At 42.1% G+C, this 21,167-nt stretch carries 17 protein-coding genes; 12 read left to right on the top strand and 5 right to left on the bottom strand.

Annotated elements, in window-relative coordinates; translation table 11 throughout:
• Window positions 1-162: 162 nt before the first annotated feature.
• From BCU57_RS16515 to BCU57_RS16500, 4 genes are all read left to right on the top strand, one after another.
• Entirely contained in the window at window positions 163-657 is a 495-nt protein-coding gene (locus BCU57_RS16515) for an NfeD family protein (RefSeq protein WP_102436916.1), read from the top strand.
• 126 nt (window positions 658-783) lie between these two features.
• On the top strand, window positions 784-1,713 hold the full coding sequence (locus BCU57_RS16510) for an SPFH domain-containing protein (RefSeq protein ID WP_102436914.1): 930 nt from the start codon (window positions 784-786) through the stop codon (window positions 1,711-1,713).
• Entirely contained in the window at window positions 1,713-2,654 is a 942-nt protein-coding gene (locus tag BCU57_RS16505) for an SPFH domain-containing protein (protein WP_102436912.1), read from the top strand. Before BCU57_RS16510 ends, BCU57_RS16505 begins: the two co-directional genes overlap by 1 nt.
• 201 nt (window positions 2,655-2,855) lie before the next feature.
• Window positions 2,856-3,974, top strand: a complete 1,119-nt coding sequence (locus tag BCU57_RS16500) for a glycosyltransferase family 4 protein (RefSeq protein ID WP_102436910.1) — start codon at window positions 2,856-2,858, stop codon at window positions 3,972-3,974.
• 31 nt (window positions 3,975-4,005) lie between these two features.
• Here the strand turns inward: BCU57_RS16500 and BCU57_RS16495 are convergent, their stop codons facing one another.
• On the bottom strand, window positions 4,006-4,428 hold the full coding sequence (locus tag BCU57_RS16495) for a GNAT family N-acetyltransferase (RefSeq protein WP_102436908.1): 423 nt from the start codon (window positions 4,426-4,428) through the stop codon (window positions 4,006-4,008).
• A gap of 1,438 nt (window positions 4,429-5,866) precedes the next feature.
• Here BCU57_RS16495 and BCU57_RS16490 point away from each other — a divergent pair.
• The 7 genes from BCU57_RS16490 to BCU57_RS16460 all read left to right on the top strand — a co-directional run bounded on the left by BCU57_RS16490 (window position 5,867) and on the right by BCU57_RS16460 (window position 14,723).
• On the top strand, window positions 5,867-8,071 hold the full coding sequence (locus BCU57_RS16490) for an LruC domain-containing protein (protein ID WP_198589905.1): 2,205 nt from the start codon (window positions 5,867-5,869) through the stop codon (window positions 8,069-8,071).
• A gap of 69 nt (window positions 8,072-8,140) precedes the next feature.
• Window positions 8,141-8,815 (top strand): hypothetical protein, encoded by a 675-nt coding sequence (locus tag BCU57_RS16485; RefSeq protein ID WP_241903471.1) that lies wholly within the window; start codon window positions 8,141-8,143, stop codon window positions 8,813-8,815.
• Between the two features lie 186 nt (window positions 8,816-9,001).
• Complete coding sequence (locus BCU57_RS16480) at window positions 9,002-9,355, top strand: RidA family protein (RefSeq protein ID WP_102436903.1); 354 nt, start codon at window positions 9,002-9,004, stop codon at window positions 9,353-9,355.
• Window positions 9,356-9,497: 142 nt separating this feature from the next.
• Window positions 9,498-11,666, top strand: a complete 2,169-nt coding sequence (gene uvrD / locus BCU57_RS16475) for a DNA helicase II (protein WP_102436901.1) — start codon at window positions 9,498-9,500, stop codon at window positions 11,664-11,666.
• 116 nt (window positions 11,667-11,782) lie between these two features.
• Window positions 11,783-12,673, top strand: coding sequence for a 4-hydroxybenzoate octaprenyltransferase (ubiA, locus tag BCU57_RS16470; protein ID WP_102436899.1), 891 nt, complete (start codon window positions 11,783-11,785; stop codon window positions 12,671-12,673).
• Window positions 12,674-12,708: 35 nt separating this feature from the next.
• A complete protein-coding gene (locus BCU57_RS16465) occupies window positions 12,709-13,605 on the top strand; it encodes an alpha/beta hydrolase (protein ID WP_102436897.1) in 897 nt (298 codons plus the stop codon).
• A gap of 101 nt (window positions 13,606-13,706) precedes the next feature.
• Window positions 13,707-14,723 carry a hypothetical protein gene (locus BCU57_RS16460; RefSeq protein ID WP_102436895.1) on the top strand — a complete coding sequence of 339 codons (1,017 nt, stop codon included), beginning with the start codon at window positions 13,707-13,709 and terminating at the stop codon, window positions 14,721-14,723.
• Window positions 14,724-14,810: 87 nt separating this feature from the next.
• Here BCU57_RS16460 and BCU57_RS16455 read toward each other — a convergent pair whose 3' ends face one another.
• The 4 genes from BCU57_RS16455 to BCU57_RS16440 all read right to left on the bottom strand — a co-directional run bounded on the left by BCU57_RS16455 (window position 14,811) and on the right by BCU57_RS16440 (window position 18,609).
• Complete coding sequence (locus BCU57_RS16455) at window positions 14,811-15,389, bottom strand: nucleoside triphosphate pyrophosphohydrolase family protein (protein WP_102436893.1); 579 nt, start codon at window positions 15,387-15,389, stop codon at window positions 14,811-14,813.
• 190 nt (window positions 15,390-15,579) lie between these two features.
• Window positions 15,580-16,164, bottom strand: coding sequence for a TlpA family protein disulfide reductase (locus tag BCU57_RS16450; protein WP_102436891.1), 585 nt, complete (start codon window positions 16,162-16,164; stop codon window positions 15,580-15,582).
• Window positions 16,157-16,633: a cytochrome c-type biogenesis protein CcmH gene (locus BCU57_RS16445; RefSeq protein ID WP_241903470.1), complete on the bottom strand. Its 477-nt coding sequence runs from the start codon at window positions 16,631-16,633 to the stop codon at window positions 16,157-16,159. The genes BCU57_RS16450 and BCU57_RS16445 overlap by 8 nt, the downstream gene beginning before the upstream one ends.
• The gene (locus BCU57_RS16440; RefSeq protein ID WP_102436889.1) at window positions 16,630-18,609 is read right to left on the bottom strand and encodes a heme lyase CcmF/NrfE family subunit; all 1,980 of its coding nucleotides are present in this window, start codon (window positions 18,607-18,609) and stop codon (window positions 16,630-16,632) included. Before BCU57_RS16440 ends, BCU57_RS16445 begins: the two co-directional genes overlap by 4 nt.
• A gap of 517 nt (window positions 18,610-19,126) precedes the next feature.
• Between BCU57_RS16440 and BCU57_RS16435 the strand changes: the two genes are divergently transcribed.
• Window positions 19,127-21,154: a cytochrome C gene (locus tag BCU57_RS16435; protein ID WP_413211461.1), complete on the top strand. Its 2,028-nt coding sequence runs from the start codon at window positions 19,127-19,129 to the stop codon at window positions 21,152-21,154.
• Window positions 21,155-21,167: the final 13 nt, after the last annotated feature.

The following is a 21,167-nucleotide window of genomic DNA, read 5'->3' as shown; positions in this document are numbered from 1 at the left end:
ATATATGGGTTAAAGAGTGCCCACATCCTGTGCTTGAGATAGCACCACTATTACCACAGCGTAGTAGTTATCAATTGAAAGTTATCAGGTCTATAAAACCTTATCCAAGTTCGGGTTTTATAGCTTAAAGGAACATATGATAACGTTTTTACAGGGGGGTATATGGAATTTTCTAATCCAACCAGTATCTGGTTAATCGTCGGTATAGGGCTGATGTTGTCGGAAATTATTGTTCCCGGTGGCATCGTCATTTTATTAGGTGCAGCCTGTGTCATTGTGGCCGCAGCCTTATTTACCGGTATCGTCGATGGCACCGCGCAAAGCTTCACTTTATGGTTTATCACCTCAATGGTTCTATTGCTTAGTTTTCGCCATATCACCCAAAAAATGATTGGTGGTGACAAGCATGTGGATAATACCGATGAGGAAATGGATTTATATAATCAAGTTGTCACAGTTAAAGCTGATATTGGCCCGGGTGAAAAAACCGGTCGGGTGTTGTTTTCTGGTACTGAGTGGTCAGCACTAGGGGATGGCACTGAAATAAAAGCAGGCACTAAAGTGCGAATTATTTGCCGAGATAATATTGCCTTAGTGGTTGAGCCATATGCAGAAACTGAGTTAATGGGCGAAAGCTTCACTGATAAACAAGATTAGTCACAAAATAGCAGAATTAGGTTTTATTGATTTGGTCACCACACAGAGTGCCAACTGAGTAAAGGAATTAAGTCATGTATAGGGGGCTACGCTACCTGAACATGTTTTGCAAAAGGAAGGGGACATATGTTTGAACTAACCATAGCCATTTTATTTATATTTTTTATCTTATATAAATTGATGTTGATTGTACCGATGCGAGAGGTCAATGTGATTGAGCGCTTAGGTAAATTTAGAACCGTATTACAACCAGGGTTTCACTTTTTAGTGCCATTTGTTGATCGGGTAGCTTATCGCCACGATACTCGTGAAGAAGTACTAGATGTACCACCACAAAGTTGTATTTCAAAAGATAACACCCAGCTGGAAGTTGATGGTTTGGTCTACCTTAAAGTGATGGATGGCAAGTTAGCCAGTTACGGTATCGAAAATTACCGTAAAGCTGCGGTTAACCTCGCGCAAACCACCATGCGTTCAGAAATTGGTAAATTGACCCTATCGCAAACCTTTTCAGAGCGTGACAGTTTGAACGAGTCTATTGTTCGTGAAATTGACAAAGCGTCAGATCCTTGGGGCATTAAAGTGCTTCGCTATGAGATTAAAAATATCTCCCCATCAATACACGTGATCCACACCCTTGAAAAACAGATGGAAGCTGAGCGTAGAAAACGGGCTGAAATCACTTTAGCCAATGCTGAAAAAGACGCCATGATTAATATCTCTCAAGGTGAGCGCCAAGAGGCCATTAACCTCTCAGAAGGGCAAAAGCGAAAACGCATTAATGAAGCGATTGGCTCTGGCCAAGAAATTACCATTATTGCCAAAGCGAAAGCTGAAGGCATGGATATGATTTGCACCGCACTGGCTAACCAAGGTGGTAACGATGCGATGAATATGATGCTGAAAGAGCAGTTTATTAGCCAAGTGGGTGACATTTTAACTGAAACACAAGTCTCAGTGGTGCCTGCTGAAATGGCCAAGTTAGAAGGCTTCTTTGAAGGGATGGAGCAAGTGACCCATGCCGTAACTAACAGCCCAGTAAAAGGAGCACGCTAATGTTGAATGGAATTGATACCGATTTAATTGTTATGGGTATTTGGGGGGTGATTTTTGTTATTTTTGTGCTGAAATTATTCCAATCTATCCGCTTAGTACCCACTAAGTCAGCTTACATTGTTGAGCGACTAGGTAAATATCACAGCACCTTAGATGCCGGTTTTCATGCTTTAGTGCCTTTTGTTGATAAAGTGGCCTATATCCATGACCTAAAAGAAGAAACTATCGATGTGCCACCGCAAGAGTGTTTTTCTAGCGATGAAGTTAACGTTGAAGTAGACGGCGTCATTTATATCTCGATTACCGATCCCGTTAAAGCCAGTTACGGCATAACGGATTATCGTTATGCAGCGATCCAATTAGCGCAAACCACCACACGTTCAGTCATTGGTACCTTAGATTTAGACCGCACGTTTGAAGAGCGCGACATTATCTCGGCCAAGGTCGTACAAGTGCTGGACGAAGCTGGCGCGATTTGGGGGATTCGAGTGCATCGTTATGAAATTAAAAACATTACCCCACCAGAAACCGTTAAAAATGCCATGGAAATGCAGGTTAATGCTGAGCGTGAGCGCCGTGCATTATTAGCCCAAAGTGAAGGTGACAAGCAGAGTAAAATTAACCGCTCAGAAGGTGTGATGGCTGAAACCATTAACCGCTCAGAGGGTGAAATGCAGCGCCGTATCAATGAGGCTGAAGGTAAAGGCGAAGAGATTTTAACGCTTGCTAAAGCCACTGCAGAATCCATTGAGCGCTTGGCGGTAGTGATCTCTAAACCCGGCGGTCAGAGTGCCTTAAGACTGCAGTTAGGTGAACAATACCTCAAACAGCTTGATGGCTTAAAAGATAAAGATAACCGTGTGGTGTTACCCGGCAATATGATTAATTTTGATTATTGGATGGATAGCATGGGTCTGGAAGATAATAAGAAAGCCAAATAATTGTTAGTGGTAAAATTTAATTAAAAGAGGCTAAGTTTAGCCTCTTTTTTTATGTATTTAACATTATGTATTTAGCAAAAGTATTTAACGACGGACTGAAGCTGAACGCGTAGTAAACTTTGCGATTTAACTGAGACAAGTATATTGTTTTAACAGTGCTTTAATTTAATAAGCCGGTTATTGATAGCTCAAGGAGTCAGAGTGAAAGCGAGAATTTTGCATTGTGTCGATGACCCTAATATGGGCGGCGTTAATTTTGCGTTGCACAGTTTGTGTGGCTCTGACATCCTCACTTTGGCATTTGAATTTGACATTCGTCAGCTGGATTTTAGCCGTTGGCAGAATACGACATTGGACGCTGATATTGTCTGTTTTCATGGCGCCTCAAACTGGCGCAAACTGCTAAATATTGCATGGCTCAGATTGCGTCATCCTAAGATCATATTTATCCTGCAAGAACATCACTACAGCGAACAGTTTGTTAATCAGCAAATTGCACATCCGCAACGTTTCTATTTCATGCTGAAATTAAGCTATCGGTTAATGAATAAAGTGGTGTCCATTTCACCCTCACAGCAGCGATGGATGCTAGCTCATAAGCTATTACCTGCAGACAAAATCGCTCAGTTAGGGCAGGGCCGAGACTTAAGCTGTTTTATCGCCAACAAAAGCCACTCCCCAAAAAACGCTAATCATAGGGTTCCTGTGTTAGCCGCCTATGGCCGATTTCATCCACAAAAAGGCTTTGATTTATTACTCAAAGCCATGCATCAGGTTAAGTCACCGTGTCGATTATTGTTAGCCGGTGAAGGTGAGCAATTACCTTTGCTACAACAGTTAGTTTCTCAGCTTGATAATATAAAGCTGGTGGGCAAGGTTGACGATGTGCCTCGCTTTTTAGACCAATGTGACGGGGTAATTATTCCATCACGCTGGGAGCCTTTTGGTTTAGTATTTATTGAGTCTATGGCAATGAGTAAAGCCATTATCTCAACCGATGTGGATGGTTTGGGGGATCAAATTCGTCAGCATCAACTGCAAAACATGGGTAATATCGTTGAGGCTAAGGTTAGCGGCCAAGATGATAAGCAATTTGTTAACTCACTGGCCGATGCTATTGAGCGTTACTTATCGAGTATGCACTCATCAAGCGCTCTATTATCAAGCTATGAGCCTGCTTACGTTCATGAGCAAGTCGACAATCATGGTCAAAAACAGCAGCATGCCCAAATCGAGGATTGGCGTACTCAGCAATGGCTGCAGCTTCAACAAGCATGGAAAAGCTTATTTGTGCAGCTATTGGAAGATAAGCGTGGTTGAGTGTTAAATGGTTAATGTGATTAATTTCTTGTTAGGAGATTTTTCTCGACATATAAAAGAACCTATCTTCTTCTTTATCTACCTCAAAGCCATTCTTAATGTATAGATGATATGCAGGACTAATTTTGAGAACTCGTAGCCTAAGTTTATTTACACCAGCTTTAATTGCTAACCGTTCACACTCTGTTAGGGCTGCTGCACCAATACCATTATTTTGAAATTTTTCACTAACCTGTAAATCTCGGATATAACACCCATCATTATCAAAGGCTAAACGAATTGCACCCACGACCGAAGCGTTGTAAAGAATGTCCCAGTTTTCTAGGTCAACAATTTGCTCATGTATCTTAGACTGTTCCCAATTTACAGAATAGTGTTCATAATATGAGCGCATGTTTTTAAATGTAATATCTGCCGATGCATAAAGATCGGCTGTTGATTGATATGAAATCATCGCAAATCTCCTAAAGCCCTACTAATTGGCAAAAAATAGTTGGCTAAAATTTTGAGGGGTGAATAGTTAAATTTTCCTATTAATCAGCTTATTATGTGTGCTTTGTTCGTCGTTTTCTCTTTTGCAACTTTAACCTTTAAAGAATGAAAGAGAGAGGCAAAGATGAAAGTTGTGAATAATAAAAGTAAGCAAAGTAACTTTATTCCGATACTCTCATTTTCTATGAATGCATTTAAAATTGCGGATAAGAGCATGAACCCAACTAAATAGTAATTATGTATGCTACCCATGAAAACTCCTTAACTAGTGTGGTCAGAGTAAACTTTATAAGGGAGTTGATAGGCACATCATTATTTAATGGCTTTTTCTTCCCTAAATGGCGTGCTCGAAGATTGCGTTCGAGGTTAGCTAACTCTGTCCTTAAGTGGTTCTACCTTAATATAACTTATGAGCCTAGTTCAATGTTTTACTTAGTTTTTGTTGGCTAGCTTATCTAAGTCCATTACTTCAATCTAATCCATTGCCTGCCGCTGGGATGTTCAGGATGAACGGAATGTCGCGATCACATGGTCAATAATGTTCCCGACATTATCATGACATTTCCCAAATCCCTATGGGTCAGATGTGAAAGAGCGACCTTATGTGCAAGCACGACTGTGACACGCTGCAAGTTCGTCCCTGAAAGCTCGGCCATGACGTCCATGTCATGGACGGTCACAGCCGCGCTTACACCCGAATTGTCACCTCTTCGATTTGACTTCATTGGCAGCAATTAAAAGAGCTAAAGTTAGAAAACTTAAAAATTTAAGAGTCTAAAAGACTCAATTTGAATTGAGGACGTTGAAGAAAATAGCGTGATGCTCACATGGATGTGAGCATAGCTTTCGCGGAGCATGGATGCACCATCGGAAGCGTTAGCATTTTCACTCTTTATAATAAACAGGGTCCGAAGTTAGCAACAAACGAAGTTCAAAGCTGGATCAATCCCCATCGAAAATCATGCGCTTTTCAGCATTTTTCGTTAGGGGCGGCAGGGTGAGCCAAGAGGGTATTGCTGTTGATACCCTTTTGGTCGGGTGTGGGTGGAAAACCCACGACGTTAATCCAAACGTAGTTTGGAACAATAGTGTACATCAGCCACATGAATCTGCTGTTGACGAAAACCCATGATTTAAATCCAAATGCAGTTTGGGAACATAAGAAAACCAGCTAACACTTAATTATGTAAAAGTGACTCATCTCTAGCACCCTGACTTAATACCCCTTCTCACTCCAATAACCCATCTTCTTCAAATTCAGAATGCGTTGCAGAATGCATTTTAGCATTGAGATACAATCTTGCATTTAATGTAAGCCATTGTATTTAAAGGATAATAAAAGTTGGCATCCACTGTGCAATATCCCAGTACATCCAGATAACGAATAGCGAGATGCCAATATGCAAACATTAAACACAACAATAGTTAACGTGAAACCACTTCACTCTCAAATCATCAATATTCTTGGTTTAAGCAGTATTGCTATTGGTACTAGCATGGCTTTGTTCAGTGCTAATACCAATGCCGCTGAGCCATTCAATGCCTGTCCTACCGAAGCATTTATTATTCAAACGCCAGCAGGCATTCCAAAAACCTTTGGAGTTGAACTTGGTACCGGTAGTTATTCGGTATTGTCGCCTGATATGGGACTGACCAAAGGATTTAATGGTGTTGGTTTCAGCTACACAGATAATTACCTTTATGGCTGGGATTATCAGCATGGCACTGTCGGTAAGGTGGGTGAAGATTACCAAGTTGAGCCACTAACGATCGTAAAAGACAGCTCAGCTGCTGCAGCGGGTAACTTCTACGTAGGTGATGTCGCCATCAATGAAAACGTTTGGTACGGCTACCGTAAAAACCAAGGCTTATTTACTGTGCCGTTAGATGGCAATAATCACCCAATGAACATTGTCCCAGGCAGTAAAACCAATGCCACTTACAACGTAACAGATTTTGCCTTTCATCCAAGCAACGGCTTTTTATACGCAGTGACTAACGGCAGTACAGGTAACTTACTCAAGATTGACCCCACAACAGGTGCCGCTGAAACCTTAGCAACCGTTATTACTAAAAGCAGTGGTAGCTTTACCTTTGGGGCGCAGTTTTTTGACCCCGATGGCAACCTTTATTTAAGTAACAACGGCGATGGCAATGTGTATAAGGTCAACGTTGAAAGTGATAACCCTACCGCAGAGTTGTTTTCATACGGGCCGTCATCTTCTTCAAATGATGGTGCTCGTTGTGCATTAGCAGAAGTGCCAGTGGGAGACAATGTTGATTTTGGTGATGCGCCAGACAGTTACGGTACCCTAATTGATTCAAATGGTGCCCGCCATAATATGGTTGCCGGCATGTCATTAGGCAGTGTTATTGATAATGAGTCCGACGGTTATCCTGCGCCGTTATCAGATGATGAAAGTGATGGTATTGATGATGAAGATGGTATCAGCATGCCAACCGGTTTTGAAGTGGGTGAAGAGGCGGTGTTATTAATCACAGTAGAAGGGGATGGTGCTTATATTAACGGCTGGATTGATTGGGGCCAAGATGGTCAGTTTGATAGTGAAGACCAAGTGATTATTGCCCGCTCAGTGAGTAGCGGCACATCAACTGTGACGATTAACGTACCTAATTGGGCTAAAACTGGCGCAACCTGGTCACGTTTTCGTTTGAGCTCAGAGGCCAGCTTATTACCAACAGGTGGTGTCAGTGATGGTGAAGTGGAAGATTATCCTATCACTGTCACTGAAACCGGTATCACCATCAGCTATTACCCGTCTTCGTCTGAGTACACCACATTGGCCTATGAGGATTTATACCCTTTTCAAGGTGACTTTGATATGAACGATGTGGTGATGCAGTTACGTATTAGCCAATACAGTAAAAATGACATGGTTCGTCGCGTGGGCTTTGATGCGCAATTAGTGGCAATGGGCGCTTGGTATCACAATGGCTTTGCGGTGCAATTACATGATATTGGCCGCGGCAATGTGCAAGAGTCAGCCATTGAGTGGAGCGCCCAAGGGGTTAAGCAGACCAGCTCACCACTTGAAGACGGGCAAACCAATGCGGTGCTGTTATTTACTGAAGATTTATGGCAACACGTCACAGCGGGTAATGGTTGTGAATATTTCAGAACTGAACCGGGTTGCGGCACTCAGTACCGTGCCACATGGCAGATGACAGTACCGTTTGTTGATTCTGTACATGTTGATGATATGCCTGAGTTCCCCTATGACCCATTCATTTTTGCCACTCCAGGTACGGATCATAGCCTAGCGGCTAAGAATATTACTGATGGTAAAAACCCAGGACGTAAATTAGAGATCCATCTGAAAAACAAAGCACCAACCGATAAATTTGATACGCGATTTTTAGGGATGCATGACGATGCTTCAACGGCATCACAAGGGCACTATTTCCAAGACCAAAATGGTATGAGTTGGGCAATTGAGGTGCCTGATACATGGCAGCACCCTGCAGAGCTACAACGTGTTGATGCCGCTTATGTTGAGTTTATTGAGTTTGCTGCAGATGCCAGCGGTGAGACCAAACCTTATTGGTATTTGACCGCCACTGACTCGCTACTGTTTAAGGATTAACCCTGACAGTAATTAGTGTGAATTTAATCAATCAATTTAAGCAAGAAATGGAATTTTAAGGTGAATATTATGAATACATTAACTCAAACTCAAGTGGCAGCAAATACGTTATTAACAGCGAAGAATGCCATTAACACAGGCATGAAAACAGGCATTAACACGGCTTGTAACACAGGCACTAAAATAGGTACGAAAACAGCCACTAGCCTAGCCATGGCTCTATCATTAAGCTTTTTAACAGCCTGTGGCGGCGGTGGTGGCGATGATAGCTCGCCTGCACCAGCAACGACGCCTGCGGTGACAACACCTGCGACATTAACACCAGATACCACGACAGATACAACACCAGAGACAACGACACCTGAGACGCCAACGGAACCTGAAACACCTACAGAGCCAGAAACGCCGCCAGCAACCTCAATTGATGACTTGGTGGTTGATGCCGATTTTGATCTACAAGCGGCGTTTACTTTAAGCATTGATGTGCAGCTCGCATCAAGTAAGCGTGGTTACTTTTCATTGTGTGACGATTATCAGCAAAATGGCACCCAAGTGAGCGTGAACTTTGAATCTTGCTTATTACGTGGCGCCCTTGATGAAGGCGCATTGTCTGAAGAGTTATTGGTGGCCAACCATCAACGAGCATTAATGGCAGTGGTATGGTTTTATGATGGCAGTGAGCCTATCTATCAGCAGTGGAGTCATAGCTTAACCAATGACCCACAAGTCTTAGTGATTAACTAATATTCAAATAATCAATCGTATTTCAATCTTATGCCTTGTTAGCCAGATACTGCTGACAAGGCATTTTTATTTTTGATTAACAGCCTGCTTAAATGCGCGAGTTAGTGGATAGCGATATTTTCTCAGTTGTCATTGTGAGCTGACTTAACTGATAATAGCGACATTAACAGATTAAAAGAGCGCACCATGAGCATTGAAAGAATTGAAACTAAAACCCGTATGAGCCGGATTGTCAAACATAACGGCACCATCTATTTATGTGGCCAAGTTTGCCAAGATGCCACTAAAGACATCACCGAACAAACCCAAACCATGTTGGACAAAGTGGAAGCCTTATTACTGCAGGCGGGCAGTGATAAAAAGCATATGTTATCGGCAACCATTTACGTAAAAGATATGGCTTACTTTGCTGAAATGAACGCGGTATGGGATGCCTGGGTCATTGAAGGTTACGCCCCTGCTCGAGCTTGTGTTGCCGCTAAAATGGCCCGTGAGGCATTATTGGTTGAAATCTCGGTAGTGGCCGCTGAGATTGCTTAAATTGCTACGCAGTGGTTTTAGTTCAGCCCGCTACTTAGCTCACAAGTCATCACAATAAAATCCCCATAAAGAATCCGTTACAGTTCCTAGTCGCAGCCGCCTAGGAACTGGTATACTTCCAGCTTGATTTTTGGGAGGACCAATGGACGTATCATCATTATTAGACGGCCTAAACGCAAAGCAGCGTGAAGCAGTGGGCGCACCGCTTTCAAGCATGTTAGTTTTAGCTGGAGCAGGCAGTGGTAAAACTCGGGTATTAACCCATCGTATTGCTTGGCTTATGCAGGTCGAACAACAAAGTCCATACTCTATCCTTGCGGTAACCTTTACCAATAAAGCCGCGGCAGAAATGCGTGAGCGGGTTGAGAAAGTGGTTGGCAGTAACATGGGCCGTATGTGGATTGGTACTTTCCACGGTTTAGCCCATCGTTTGCTGCGCACTCACTTTAAAGATGCCAATTTACCCCAAAGCTTCCAAATTATTGATTCTGACGATCAGTTACGTTTATTAAAACGTATTCTTAAAAGTCTCAATTTAGATGACAAGCAATATCCGCCGCGTCAGTGCCAAGGTTACATTAATGGCAAAAAAGACCAAGGCTTACGCCCAAAGCATATCGATGCGGGTGGCTTTCCTATTGAGCAAAATTTATTAAACATCTATAAAATTTATCAAGAATCTTGCGACCGAGCTGGCCTTGTTGATTTTGCTGAAATTTTATTGCGCGCCCATGAATTATGGCTCAATAAACCCCATGTATTAGCCCATTATCAAGAACGCTTTAAGCATATCTTGGTGGACGAATTCCAAGATACCAACGCCATTCAATATGCGTGGATCCGAGTGCTGGCAGGCAAAGAAGCCAATGTGATGATTGTTGGCGATGACGATCAATCTATTTACGGCTGGCGCGGTGCCCAAGTTGAGAATCTACATAAATTCTTAACCGATTTCCCAGGTTCCACCACGGTTAAGCTGGAGCAAAACTATCGCTCCACAGCCAATATCCTTAATGCGTCCAATGATCTAATTGCCAACAACCCTGAGCGTTTAGGTAAAAAACTGTGGACTGAAGACGATGCGGGTGAGCTTATTGCGGTTTATTGCGCCTTTAATGAAATGGATGAAGCGCGCTTTATTGTTGGCAAAATGGCTGAGTGGCAAAATAACGGCGGCAAGTTAGAAGAGTGTGCCATTTTATACCGCTCCAATGCCCAGTCGCGAGTATTAGAAGAAGCCTTACTCCATAAAGGGCTAGCTTACCGAATTTACGGTGGCCTGCGTTTCTTCGAGCGCCAAGAGATTAAAGATGCCATGGGTTATATGCGTCTTATCAATAATCAAAATGATGATGCAGCTTTTGAACGGGTGGTTAACACCCCAACTCGTGGTATTGGTAACCGTACCCTTGATATCATTCGCTCAACCGCACGTCAGCAAGAAATGACTATGTGGCAGGCAAGCTTGCGCTTAATTGAAGAAAAAGTCCTTACTGGCCGCGCTGCCAATGCCGTGAATGGCTTTATGGATTTAGTGATTGGCATGCGCACTGATACTGCCGATATGAGTCTATATGGTATGGCCGACAAGGTCATTGACCGTTCAGGGCTACGGGCTATGTACGAAGCCGAAAAAGGCGAAAAAGCCCAATCACGAGTCGAAAACTTAAATGAGCTGGTCACCGCTGCCCGCAGTTTTGAAATGCCAGAAGAACTTGAAGATATGGGCGAGCTAAATGCCTTTTTATCTCACGCAGCATTAGAAGCGGGCGAAGGCCAAGCAGACAAGTTTACCGATGCCGTGCAGCTAATGACCTTGCATTCAGCTAAAGGCTTGGAGTTCCCAGTGGTGTTTATGGCTGGGGTTGAGGAAGGTATTTTTCCAAGTAAAATGGCATTAGATGAAGGTGATCGTTTAGATGAAGAACGCCGTCTTTGTTATGTAGGCATGACTCGTGCGATGCAAAAATTGTATATCAGTTATGCTGAGTCACGCCGCATTTATGGCCGTGAGGACTATGCCAGTCCATCGCGTTTTATTGGTGAAATCCCCAGCCAGTATGTTGAAGAAATTCGCATGAAAGCGTCAGTGTCAGCGCCTAAAATGAGCAGCCGTTTTAATGTGCCAAGACAATCTATTGCCAATGACAGTGGCTTTAAAGTGGGTCAAAAAGTAAAACACTTTAAATTTGGCCAAGGCATAGTGACAGATTTTGAAGGCACAGCAGATAAAGCGCGTGTTCAAGTCAGTTTTACAGACTTTGGTAGCAAATGGTTACTGGTTTCATTGGCAAAACTTGAAGCGTGTTAGGGTAATTTTTTACTAGAGCGGACATAATTCTAAGCGAAATAATAAAGTCACTCGTGGGTTATGCGAGATGACAAATAAGAAGTGATACAACTTCAATTGCAGGAGTGAAGTAAACCATGTCAGCAGTCTCATGGACGTTACAAAAAAAAATATCGGTTTATAAACGCTTAACGCGCCTTGATAGGCCCATTGGTACCTTGTTGCTAATGTGGCCGTGTTTAATGGCGTTATTGCTTGCAGCGGGTGGCATGCCTGATGTGAAGGTGTTGATCATCTTTATGCTAGGGGTGGTCGTTATGCGTGCTTGTGGTTGCGTGATTAACGACTTTGCAGATCGAAAACTTGATGCCCATGTTGAGCGCACTAAGATGCGGCCTTTAGCCTCAGGTGAAATCAGCAGTAAGGAAGCGCTGATATTATTTGTGGTGATGGCATTAATCGCGTTTAGCTTAGTATTATTTTTAAATCCGCTAGTGGTAAAACTATCGGTTGTCGGCATTATCTTGACCATCATGTACCCGTTTATGAAACGGGTAACCAATATGCCGCAAATGTTTTTAGGCATAGTGTGGAGCTGGTCAATTCCTATGGCCTACGCTGCGCAGCTAGGTTATGTGCCCATGGAAGCTTGGTGGTTATTTGTTGCCAATTGGTGTTGGACGGTAGCTTACGACACCATGTATGCCATGGTTGATAGAGATGATGACTTAAAAGTCGGCATTAAATCTACAGCCATTTTATTTGGCCGATACGACCGCCAATGGATTGCCGCGTTTCAGTTAGCGGCCCTAGGGTGTTTTATTATGGCCGGTTGGTCTGCTGAACGTGGGTTATTGTATGGCATTGGCATTAGCACCTTTATTGCCTTTAGCAGTTATCAGCAATGGCTTATTTATGGTCGCGAACGCGCGCCATGTTTTAAGGCTTTTCTAAATAATAACTGGGCCGGATTTGCTTTATTTATGGCATTGAGCGCAGATTATTTATTTTCTTCAATAAGTGCGTAGAATAGGGCGAAAAATTACATCAACAAGGATAGCTGATGACCATTTCTCGCTTTATGATACTTTTTCGCAGTATCGTATGCTGTAGCCTCTTTTTAAGCGCGGTGCCCGCCGCGTTTGCAAGCTTTACCATACCGAATACCACAGTGGTTGAGGTAGAGGATAGCGATCGCACCTATAATCTTTATATCAAACTGCCCAATAGCTATAACCAAATTGATAAGCTAAAAAGCTATCCGGTTATTTATATGACTGATGCTGTGTACAGCTTGCAAGTGGTCTCTGGTGTGACTCGTTTGTCTATGGACCGTACTGATATGCAGCAGGCTATTTTAGTGGCAGTATCAGGACAGCAAGGCCGCAGCCCCGCAGCAAGTCGTATGCGTGATTACACCCCGTCAGTTGATACTAACAGAACCCAAGCCACCGGTGAGGCCCAGCGCCACATGCAGTTGTTTGCCAATAAAATTATCCCTTATATGAATCAGCATTATCGCACTCAGCCATGGCAAAACACCTATGTTGGCCATGCGTTAGGGGGCTTGTTTGGCGCCTATATCTTACGTAATAAGCCCGCATTATTTAATAACTATGTACTGGCGAGTCCGCCATTTTGGTTTGATAACCAGCAGTTACTAAAGCAATTTCGCGAGCCGGAATTTATCACTAAATCAATAAATGCCAATGTATTTATTGGTGTCGGAGAGTTAGAAACGGCAGAAAACAGCGAGTTTGGGCAAGATATGGTGGCAGATGCCAAGTCATTTTATCAGCTGCTACAACAAAAAAATCGCTTAACTGCAGCTAATGGTTCAGGTATCAATGCCAAGTTAATGCTAATGCCTGTAGCCAATCACAGTATGGCGTTTCCGATGTCTGCGATCTATGGCTTAGACTGGCTGTTTGATGCTAAAACGGGGGTTAGTGGTCACTGATTAGGCGCAATAATAGTTCTATCAAAAAATAAGACATTTATGCCATAAACATAAGCCATAAACATAATTTTAAGTTATAGAACAATAACAAGGATTGTTATATGAGACCCATAGTTAAGTACCGACTGCTGTTTTTAGCCTTTGCGATAGTACTGTTTACTATTGGCGTGCAGTTAACCCCAGAATCCCTAGCGACTGCTAATGACGAGCTAAGACTAAGCCTTATCGCTATCGGCTACTTTGGCTTAATACCGTTGGCATATTGGTACTGCATTATCAAAAAAGGCAGCCAGAAATGGTGGAAGCTGATTATTATTTTAAGTACCAGCAGCTTGGTGGCGAGGCTGAGCTTTCCGGCAGATATCGCCGACTATTTTGAGTTTGTAGCTTGGTTAAAGTACCCCATTATTGGGGTGTTGTTGATCATTGAATCATTTCTGGTTTTCACTATCATTCGCGGTTTGTTGAAGGTCAGAAAGGTCAAGGGCGACCCCCGAGTGAGTGCGGTTGAGGTGTACGCAGATGAAGATGAAAAGGCTTTGTCTATCGCCTTCATCGTCGCTGGAGAGCCGACTAACTGGTATTACGCTATCCCATGGTTTTCACGCAATCATCCCACTGGCATTAGCCACATTAAGCTATTGAGTGCCAAGCCTTGGCATTTGTCATTAATGCTTAGCGGTTGTTTAACTAGCTGTGTTGCCAGCTATATGATTTTGGTTAACTGGAGTGAATTAGCCGCGATTATCGTCTCTTCAATCATCAGTTTAACCTTGGTGATGCTGGTGGCAAATTATCGTATATCACGCCGTTATTCCATGTATCGAATCCGCAACAGGTTAGTGGTTAATAATGCCATTTGGGGTTTTATGGCGATCGATATTAACGAGATTGAAACGGTTGCAGTGAATCAAGCAACCAAAAAGGTTGTCGATGACGAATTATCAATAGGGCGAGGTGAGCAGACTAATCTCACTATCCGTTTTAAAACGCCACAATGGTATTTTGGTGGATTAGGGCAGTTAGTTGAAAAGCTGACTGTGGTGCATATTAATGTGGCTGAACCAGAAAAGGTGGTCGCGGCACTAACTGATATTGAGCAGTCTGAAGCGGCTTAAAAATTCATATTTACACTAAACGTAACCCATAAAAAAATGCGTCCACTGTGGACGCATTTTTTGGTTAACAACTGATTTAGTGGTTGTTTAGTTTTTTACTAATTTTTCGAGATCAGCTGGGCGGTAATAAACGGATTTTAATACCTTACCTTGGCGAACCACTTTACCGGCCATTTCAACATCTTTAGCGCATTTAGCGATGATGAATTCACCCTTAGTGCTGCCCACGATTTCAACACCTTGTTTAGCATAGTGAGCAATGGTTTCATTCAGCTCTTGCTCATTGCGACACACTTTACTCATGTTGCTAGAGTGAACTTCATCCCAGCATTCAATGAAGTTAACTTCACGGTTTTTAGCAACAGACAGTAATAAATCAATTAAATAACTAATTTCTAGACGGTCGCTGACTTTTGCTGCGCCTAAGTGGACTAAACGCCCCATTAGTACATAAACAGAGTCAACGATGGCATCAGCTTGTTCAACGCGGCAATCCGCTTCAGCAAGCTCTGTGAGCTCTTCAATGATAAGTGAAGTGTGCAGGGTATCGGCTTTGTCATCTAGACTTGATGCATTTTCGATAGGTAAATCAAAGGTGCTGCGAAATTCTTTGATATCACGGTACAAGTGGTCAAAAATGGTTTGGTCTAAAACAGATAACTTCATTATTTATTAAGCCTAGAAAGTAGTAAATAGGTGAATATGGTAATGAATTGACAGGGCTTGTTCAAGATAAACGGCGGCCCAATTGCACAGGGACACCGTTTGTGAATAAAAAAAACCGCCTAGGATGAATCAGGGATGTTAGGCGGAGGTTAATAGACAACCTTTTGTGATGATGAAACTTTCAAATTAATTATCGATGGGCGTATTTTTCAATCAGACCATCTAAATAAGGTTGGATACCTTCATCTGTCCAATCAATGTATCCACGAACAAAGCCGACTAGGTTTCCTTTGCCGTCTAAAATAAAGCTAGCAGGCAGTAAATCTGCAGGCATGATGTAATCAACATTCTTGTCAGGATCAATCCAAGTCGCGTAATTATCAAAACCATGTTGTTCGAAAAAGGGTTTTATATCATCTGGATTTTCATCAATAGAAATTGGCACAAGTGCAAAGTCTTTATCTTGATTTCGCTCTTTAATTGCCTGCATCGCTGGGATTTCTTTGATACACGGTGCACACCAAGTTGCCCATAAGTTCACCATGACTAGCTTGCCGTGGTGTTGTGCTAGGTTGACCTTGTTTTGTTGCTGATCGCTAAAGTCAATGTCTTGAATTTTGCGCGCATTTCGCAGCTCAACAAAACGCGACATCACCATAGGTTTCTCTATTTGTTCACCCGTTTCATAGACTTTCACATCCACAGGCTTTGCAGCAGCATTAAAAGTAACGCAGCCAGTTAAAAGCAGTAACGTGATTGGCATTAATTTATTCATATTCATTCTCGTTTAAATGGAGTTTAATTGGCGTTTGGGGTTGTTTAATAATCCAAGCGATACCACCGATTATTGTGAAAAAAAACAACCCAATTGGGATGAGCCATAAAGCTAACGTGCCTGAGTGCAGGCTAGGTTGATAGCGGATTCGTTCGCCGAAACGGGCTACCATAAAATCAATGATTTCTTGTTTGGATTGACCCTGATCGAGTTTTTGAAATATGTGCCCTTTAAGCTCGTTTGCTATTTGGGTTTCCGAATCAAATAAACTGCGATTATCAGATGCTGGGCAGCGCAGTTCTTGGGCAATTTCAAAACCAAGTTGACGTTTTTCATCAGCAGAATAATTTCGGTGGGATAATGCCTCAGAAGCCGTGACATTTTGCACGCTAAATATCAATAACACGGTTAATATGGCCACTGAAATAGGGCTGAACATGCGGTGGAGCATTCGATAGAATGGGGTCATGAGGTTGCCTCCTCTAGTCGAGATGTTTTCTGATCATTAGTGCGACATGGTGAGTGTTTTGATGCAGTGCTGTCACGGCAAGCTATGACTACCCATACGCCTGCTAACATCATCAAGATTGCGCCAATCCATAACCAATTCACCATAGGTTTGTAACTGATACGCACTAAATACTCTGTGTCGTTGAGCTGGTTGCCCATTGAGACATATAAATCTTTACCTAAGGTTGAATAGACTCCTGCAGCAGACATCTGCATGCCGTTAGTTTTAAAGGTTTGACGTTGCGGGTAGGCATAACCTACCGTCGTTTCTTCCTCATCCATAATACGAATGTTGGCTTGTAGCGCATCGTAACTGTTGGTTGAAACTTGTTGGGTGTTTTCAAATACGAAGGTATAACCTGCTAGTGTTCGCCCTTGATTAGGGCCCATGCTCAACACTTCTTCTTGCTCAAGGTTTGATACAACAGAGCCTGCAAAAATAGCCACTGCGACGCCAAGATGAGCGACACACATAGCATAAAATCGACGAGTCTGTGTTATTGAACGGGTATGAAGTTGATGCTGGATCATGGCAATGATCAATGTGAGCACTAACCAAGTTACCGACATTAATCCAATGAAAAACCATGCATTGGCTTGTTCAAACGAGTTGTTGATGATTGCTGCTAATACGATTGAGATGCCTAGCAAAAAGGTCGGCACTTTCAGATTCTTAGCGCTATCTTGTTGCCAACGCAGTAGAGGGGCTAGCCCCATTAATAAGCTGAGTAGTACCAGGATAGGGACAAAAATACTGTTGAAATAAGGAGCGCCTACAGAGATGGTGACGCCAGTAATAACTCGGTAAATAATCGGATAGTAACTACCTAGTAGTACCGATAAAGCTGCAATCACCAGTAACAAGTTGCCGATTAATATCAAGCTATTGCGTGAAATTAAGGCAAACTTATCGGTAGATTGTATATATTGAGCCCGAGTGGCAAAAAGTGCTAAGGCGCTACCAGAAAACAGTACCAATAATAGCAGTATTGACATACCACGAGTTGGATCCGCAGCAAATGCATGAACAGATTGCACCACACCTGAGCGTACGATAAAAGTGCCCAGTAAGCTTAATGAGAATGCTAAAATAGCCAGAAACAAGGTGAGCTTTTTACATTGTCCGAAGCGTCCAGTCATCACCACTGAGTGGACTAATGCAGTGGCAACTAGCCAAGGAATGAAAGAGGCATTTTCAACCGGGTCCCAAAACCACCAACCACCCCAGCCTAGTTCGTTATATGCCCACCAAGAACCAAACGCATTACCCCCTGTTAAGAAAACCCACGCCAAAATAGCCCAAGGACGTAAATAGCGCGCATGCTGTTGTGTGAACTGTTTTCCCATGAGTGCAGCAACTGCCGCAGCGAAGCACACCGTGAGACCAACGTAACCTAGAAATAATAACGGTGGATGAATAATTAAGCCGATGTTTTGCAAGATAGGGTTGAGGTCTCGACCTTCGATAGGGAAGTTGGGTAATAACCTAACAAATGGGTTTGAGGTGAAAATGATGAATAAACTAAAGCCACAGATCACAGCTGCTAGCACTGAAATTGTTCGGATAAAGAAAGCATGATCAGCTTCATTGTTATGAGTATTGGCAATAATAACCGTCCATAACGCGATAGCACTCACCCAAAATAACATTGAGCCTTCGTGGCTGCCCCAGATAGCAGCGACTTTATAGAAAGTCGCTAACTGAGTATTAGAGTGATCAGCGACATAGGCTACTGAAAAATCATTGCTAATAAAGCTAATAGCTAAACAAATAATCGCACCTAAAAAAGCACTAATCATCATATTACTGATAGGGCGATAATAGCTAATTAAATAAGCATTACGCTTATATAAACCTACCATAGGAATAACGGCTAATAATAATGATAACGCAGCGGCTATTATTAACAGTAAATGTCCAATCTCTGGGATCATATTATTACCTATATATTGTGTGGAGGGGTTGATAATTAATATCAAATAAATCTATTTTGTTAATGAGAAAGTTATATCAATATTAATTAGACGTTTTGTTGTCTTTAAACGACTTGTTTCTAGCGACTTATATCATCAATTAAATAAGAAGCAACTGAAGGTTATCTATGTTGAGGATATTTTTCTGTGAGGTTGATCTTAATAATTTTGCTAATTTTAATATTGAGATATTTTTATTTTGTAAAAAACATATTTATGATTTTTCATAGAAAAAAAATGGCATTTTTATATAAAAAATAAAATAAAAATAAAATAAAAATACAATTATATTGTTGTTTTTATTGGTTAATATTGTTTTTAGGTTTTGTTAGGTCTGAGGCGTTTTATGATGTGATCTAGATCAACAAATCATTGGTTTTTATCTTTAAACTTAGTCTTGCTCAAATTAATTATATCGCTAGCTGAACTGCCAGGTTCGACTGCAACATATAAAATAATGATGATTAGGAGTGGGACAATGAAACAGGCTAAATACAAGATAGCAGCACTAAGTGTGCTAGTTTGTCTTGGCATTGTTGGCAATGCAACAGCTGCTGGTGGCAAGTATAATAGTTTGCCAGAAATGGGTAAGACAGCACAGAAAGTTATTTCAAATCCAAATGGAGATGAAGAATCAAAAGGCGTTAAAACGCTACAAGATTATATTGTTCAAGAAAAAGAACTTTTTGATTATTTATTCCAGAACCATCCAGTATTTAAATACCATGAAGAAGGTAACTTAGTGGGTGATTACCACATTAGTGATCGTGGTGAAGAGTATTTAGATACAGGTAATAGCCCTAAATATAGCAAACGTGTGGGTCGTCCAAGCGCTGTTCAATATCGTTTAGGTGCTAAATCAATTCTTGATTATCCAAACAAGTTTGTTGGACCTGAAAAATGTGGTGAATGTCATGCTGTTCAATACGAAGCATGGAATCGTTCTCGTCACTCTAAAACAATTCGTTTCCCTGGTGAACATCCAGAAGTGGATAACGATTTGAACAAGACCATGTACAACACCAAAGATACCTCTATTTTGGCTGATGGTATTACGCCTGACATGATCTACGCAACTGTGGGTACACCACGTACTAAATACGGCTTCATTGATGCATGGTTAGTCCGTGGTACTTACCATATTCGTGACGGCTTATTGAGAGATGGCAGCGGTAAAATGGTCGCTGGTGGTAACCAATTCTCACGTGGTTGGGCTGAATGGTTAACGCCTGAAATGGCTGCCAAAATTAACGCAGTTATCCCAGAATTTCCTGAAACTAACGATGGTAAAGCATTTGGTCCAAGTGGTTCTCACCAAGTGGGCATGAGCTCATACGGTGCGAAGTATGAAAAAGAAATGTTGTTCCAACCTGCAAGCTCTTACTGTGAAGTGTGTCATAGCTTCAAGTTCGACTTCGAAACTAAAGAGGAATACTTAGCTGCTTTAGGTGACCCTAAAAAACTACAAGAACATACCATTTCTAAAGGTATTGCTTGTGAAGAATGTCACGGAGCAGGTGGTCATCTCGATGGTGGTAATGGCGGCGGAATGCCTTCGAATTGTGAACGTTGTCACCAACGTTTTAACTTCGTTGATGAGCTAGCTGATACTGAAGAAGGCCAAGATAAACTTGAGTATGCTTTTGGTGTGAAAATGAAGTCTGCATGTCCATCATGTGGTACTGAAGGTTCGCAAATGTTCGCTTCTATGCATTATGAAAAAGGCATGCGTTGTGCGACTTGTCATGATCCACATGAAGTTACAAGCAACGATTGGAAGTCTGGTTATACCAAACCGAAAATGAAGAAAGAGTGTTCTGACTGTCACGCAGCGCAAGCTGAAATCGCAGCAAACACTAAGACTCATAGCGACCAAAGCTGTACAAGTTGTCACATGCCTAACATGGGCAGTTGTGAAAACTTCACCGCAATGCAGTTCCCTGATCAAGCTGGTTTCGACGCGGTTCGTAAGTCGCACATGTGGAAGATTGAAATCGACCCAACTCAGAAGACATTGAACCCACCAGAAGGCAAACCTCGTGAATCTACTGTGAAAGGTTGGACTGTTGCGAAGAATGCTAATGGTAATAACTACTTAGATTTAATGTGGTCTTGTGCTCGTACTGCTATCTCTGATGATAATGTTGTTAATGGTAAAGGTTGTCACAGTCAGTTCCAATCAGAACTTGATCCAAGCCTACACTACAAAGATCAACAAGAGATCTACGGCGAAGTGATGAAGTTCCAAACGCCTATCAAAGAAACTTACGCTCAAGTTGTCGGCGCTCTTGACACTATCGACCAATTATTAGAAGTGACTAAGTTATCTGTTGAAGATAAATCACAAGTTCTTCTATTGGCTGATAAAGCACAAGATGCAGTGACGCTGCTTGAAAAAGATGGTTCTTGGGGTGTCCATGGTGCGCGTTATACCCATAAACGTATTGATGCAGCACTCACTTACGTGACTCAAGCTCAAGCCATTATTAATGGTAAAAAAATGTAAAACCCTAATGGCT

Source organism: Shewanella sp. 10N.286.48.B5 (genome assembly GCF_002874355.2).
In the GTDB taxonomy this organism is placed as follows: Bacteria; Pseudomonadota; Gammaproteobacteria; order Enterobacterales; family Shewanellaceae; genus Shewanella.
The sequence above is the reverse complement of the archived record's forward strand: the minus strand, read 5'-3'. Positions and strand labels throughout refer to the sequence as shown.

Excerpts from the sequence above, each read along its gene's own strand:
- BCU57_RS16490 (WP_198589905.1), top strand. The coding sequence starts at position 5,867 with ATGCAAACATTAAACACAACAATAGTTAACGTGAAACCACTTCACTCT.
- BCU57_RS16450 (WP_102436891.1), bottom strand. The coding sequence starts at position 16,164 with ATGAATAAATTAATGCCAATCACGTTACTGCTTTTAACTGGCTGCGTT.
- BCU57_RS16505 (WP_102436912.1), top strand. The coding sequence starts at position 1,713 with ATGTTGAATGGAATTGATACCGATTTAATTGTTATGGGTATTTGGGGG.
- BCU57_RS16435 (WP_413211461.1), top strand. The coding sequence starts at position 19,127 with ATGAAACAGGCTAAATACAAGATAGCAGCACTAAGTGTGCTAGTTTGT.
- BCU57_RS16455 (WP_102436893.1), bottom strand. The coding sequence starts at position 15,389 with ATGAAGTTATCTGTTTTAGACCAAACCATTTTTGACCACTTGTACCGT.
- BCU57_RS16515 (WP_102436916.1), top strand. The coding sequence starts at position 163 with ATGGAATTTTCTAATCCAACCAGTATCTGGTTAATCGTCGGTATAGGG.
- BCU57_RS16480 (WP_102436903.1), top strand. The coding sequence starts at position 9,002 with ATGAGCATTGAAAGAATTGAAACTAAAACCCGTATGAGCCGGATTGTC.
- BCU57_RS16485 (WP_241903471.1), top strand. The coding sequence starts at position 8,141 with ATGAATACATTAACTCAAACTCAAGTGGCAGCAAATACGTTATTAACA.
- BCU57_RS16510 (WP_102436914.1), top strand. The coding sequence starts at position 784 with ATGTTTGAACTAACCATAGCCATTTTATTTATATTTTTTATCTTATAT.
- BCU57_RS16440 (WP_102436889.1), bottom strand. The coding sequence starts at position 18,609 with ATGATCCCAGAGATTGGACATTTACTGTTAATAATAGCCGCTGCGTTA.
- uvrD (WP_102436901.1), top strand. The coding sequence starts at position 9,498 with ATGGACGTATCATCATTATTAGACGGCCTAAACGCAAAGCAGCGTGAA.
- ubiA (WP_102436899.1), top strand. The coding sequence starts at position 11,783 with ATGTCAGCAGTCTCATGGACGTTACAAAAAAAAATATCGGTTTATAAA.
- BCU57_RS16445 (WP_241903470.1), bottom strand. The coding sequence starts at position 16,633 with ATGACCCCATTCTATCGAATGCTCCACCGCATGTTCAGCCCTATTTCA.
- BCU57_RS16460 (WP_102436895.1), top strand. The coding sequence starts at position 13,707 with ATGAGACCCATAGTTAAGTACCGACTGCTGTTTTTAGCCTTTGCGATA.
- BCU57_RS16465 (WP_102436897.1), top strand. The coding sequence starts at position 12,709 with ATGACCATTTCTCGCTTTATGATACTTTTTCGCAGTATCGTATGCTGT.
- BCU57_RS16495 (WP_102436908.1), bottom strand. The coding sequence starts at position 4,428 with ATGATTTCATATCAATCAACAGCCGATCTTTATGCATCGGCAGATATT.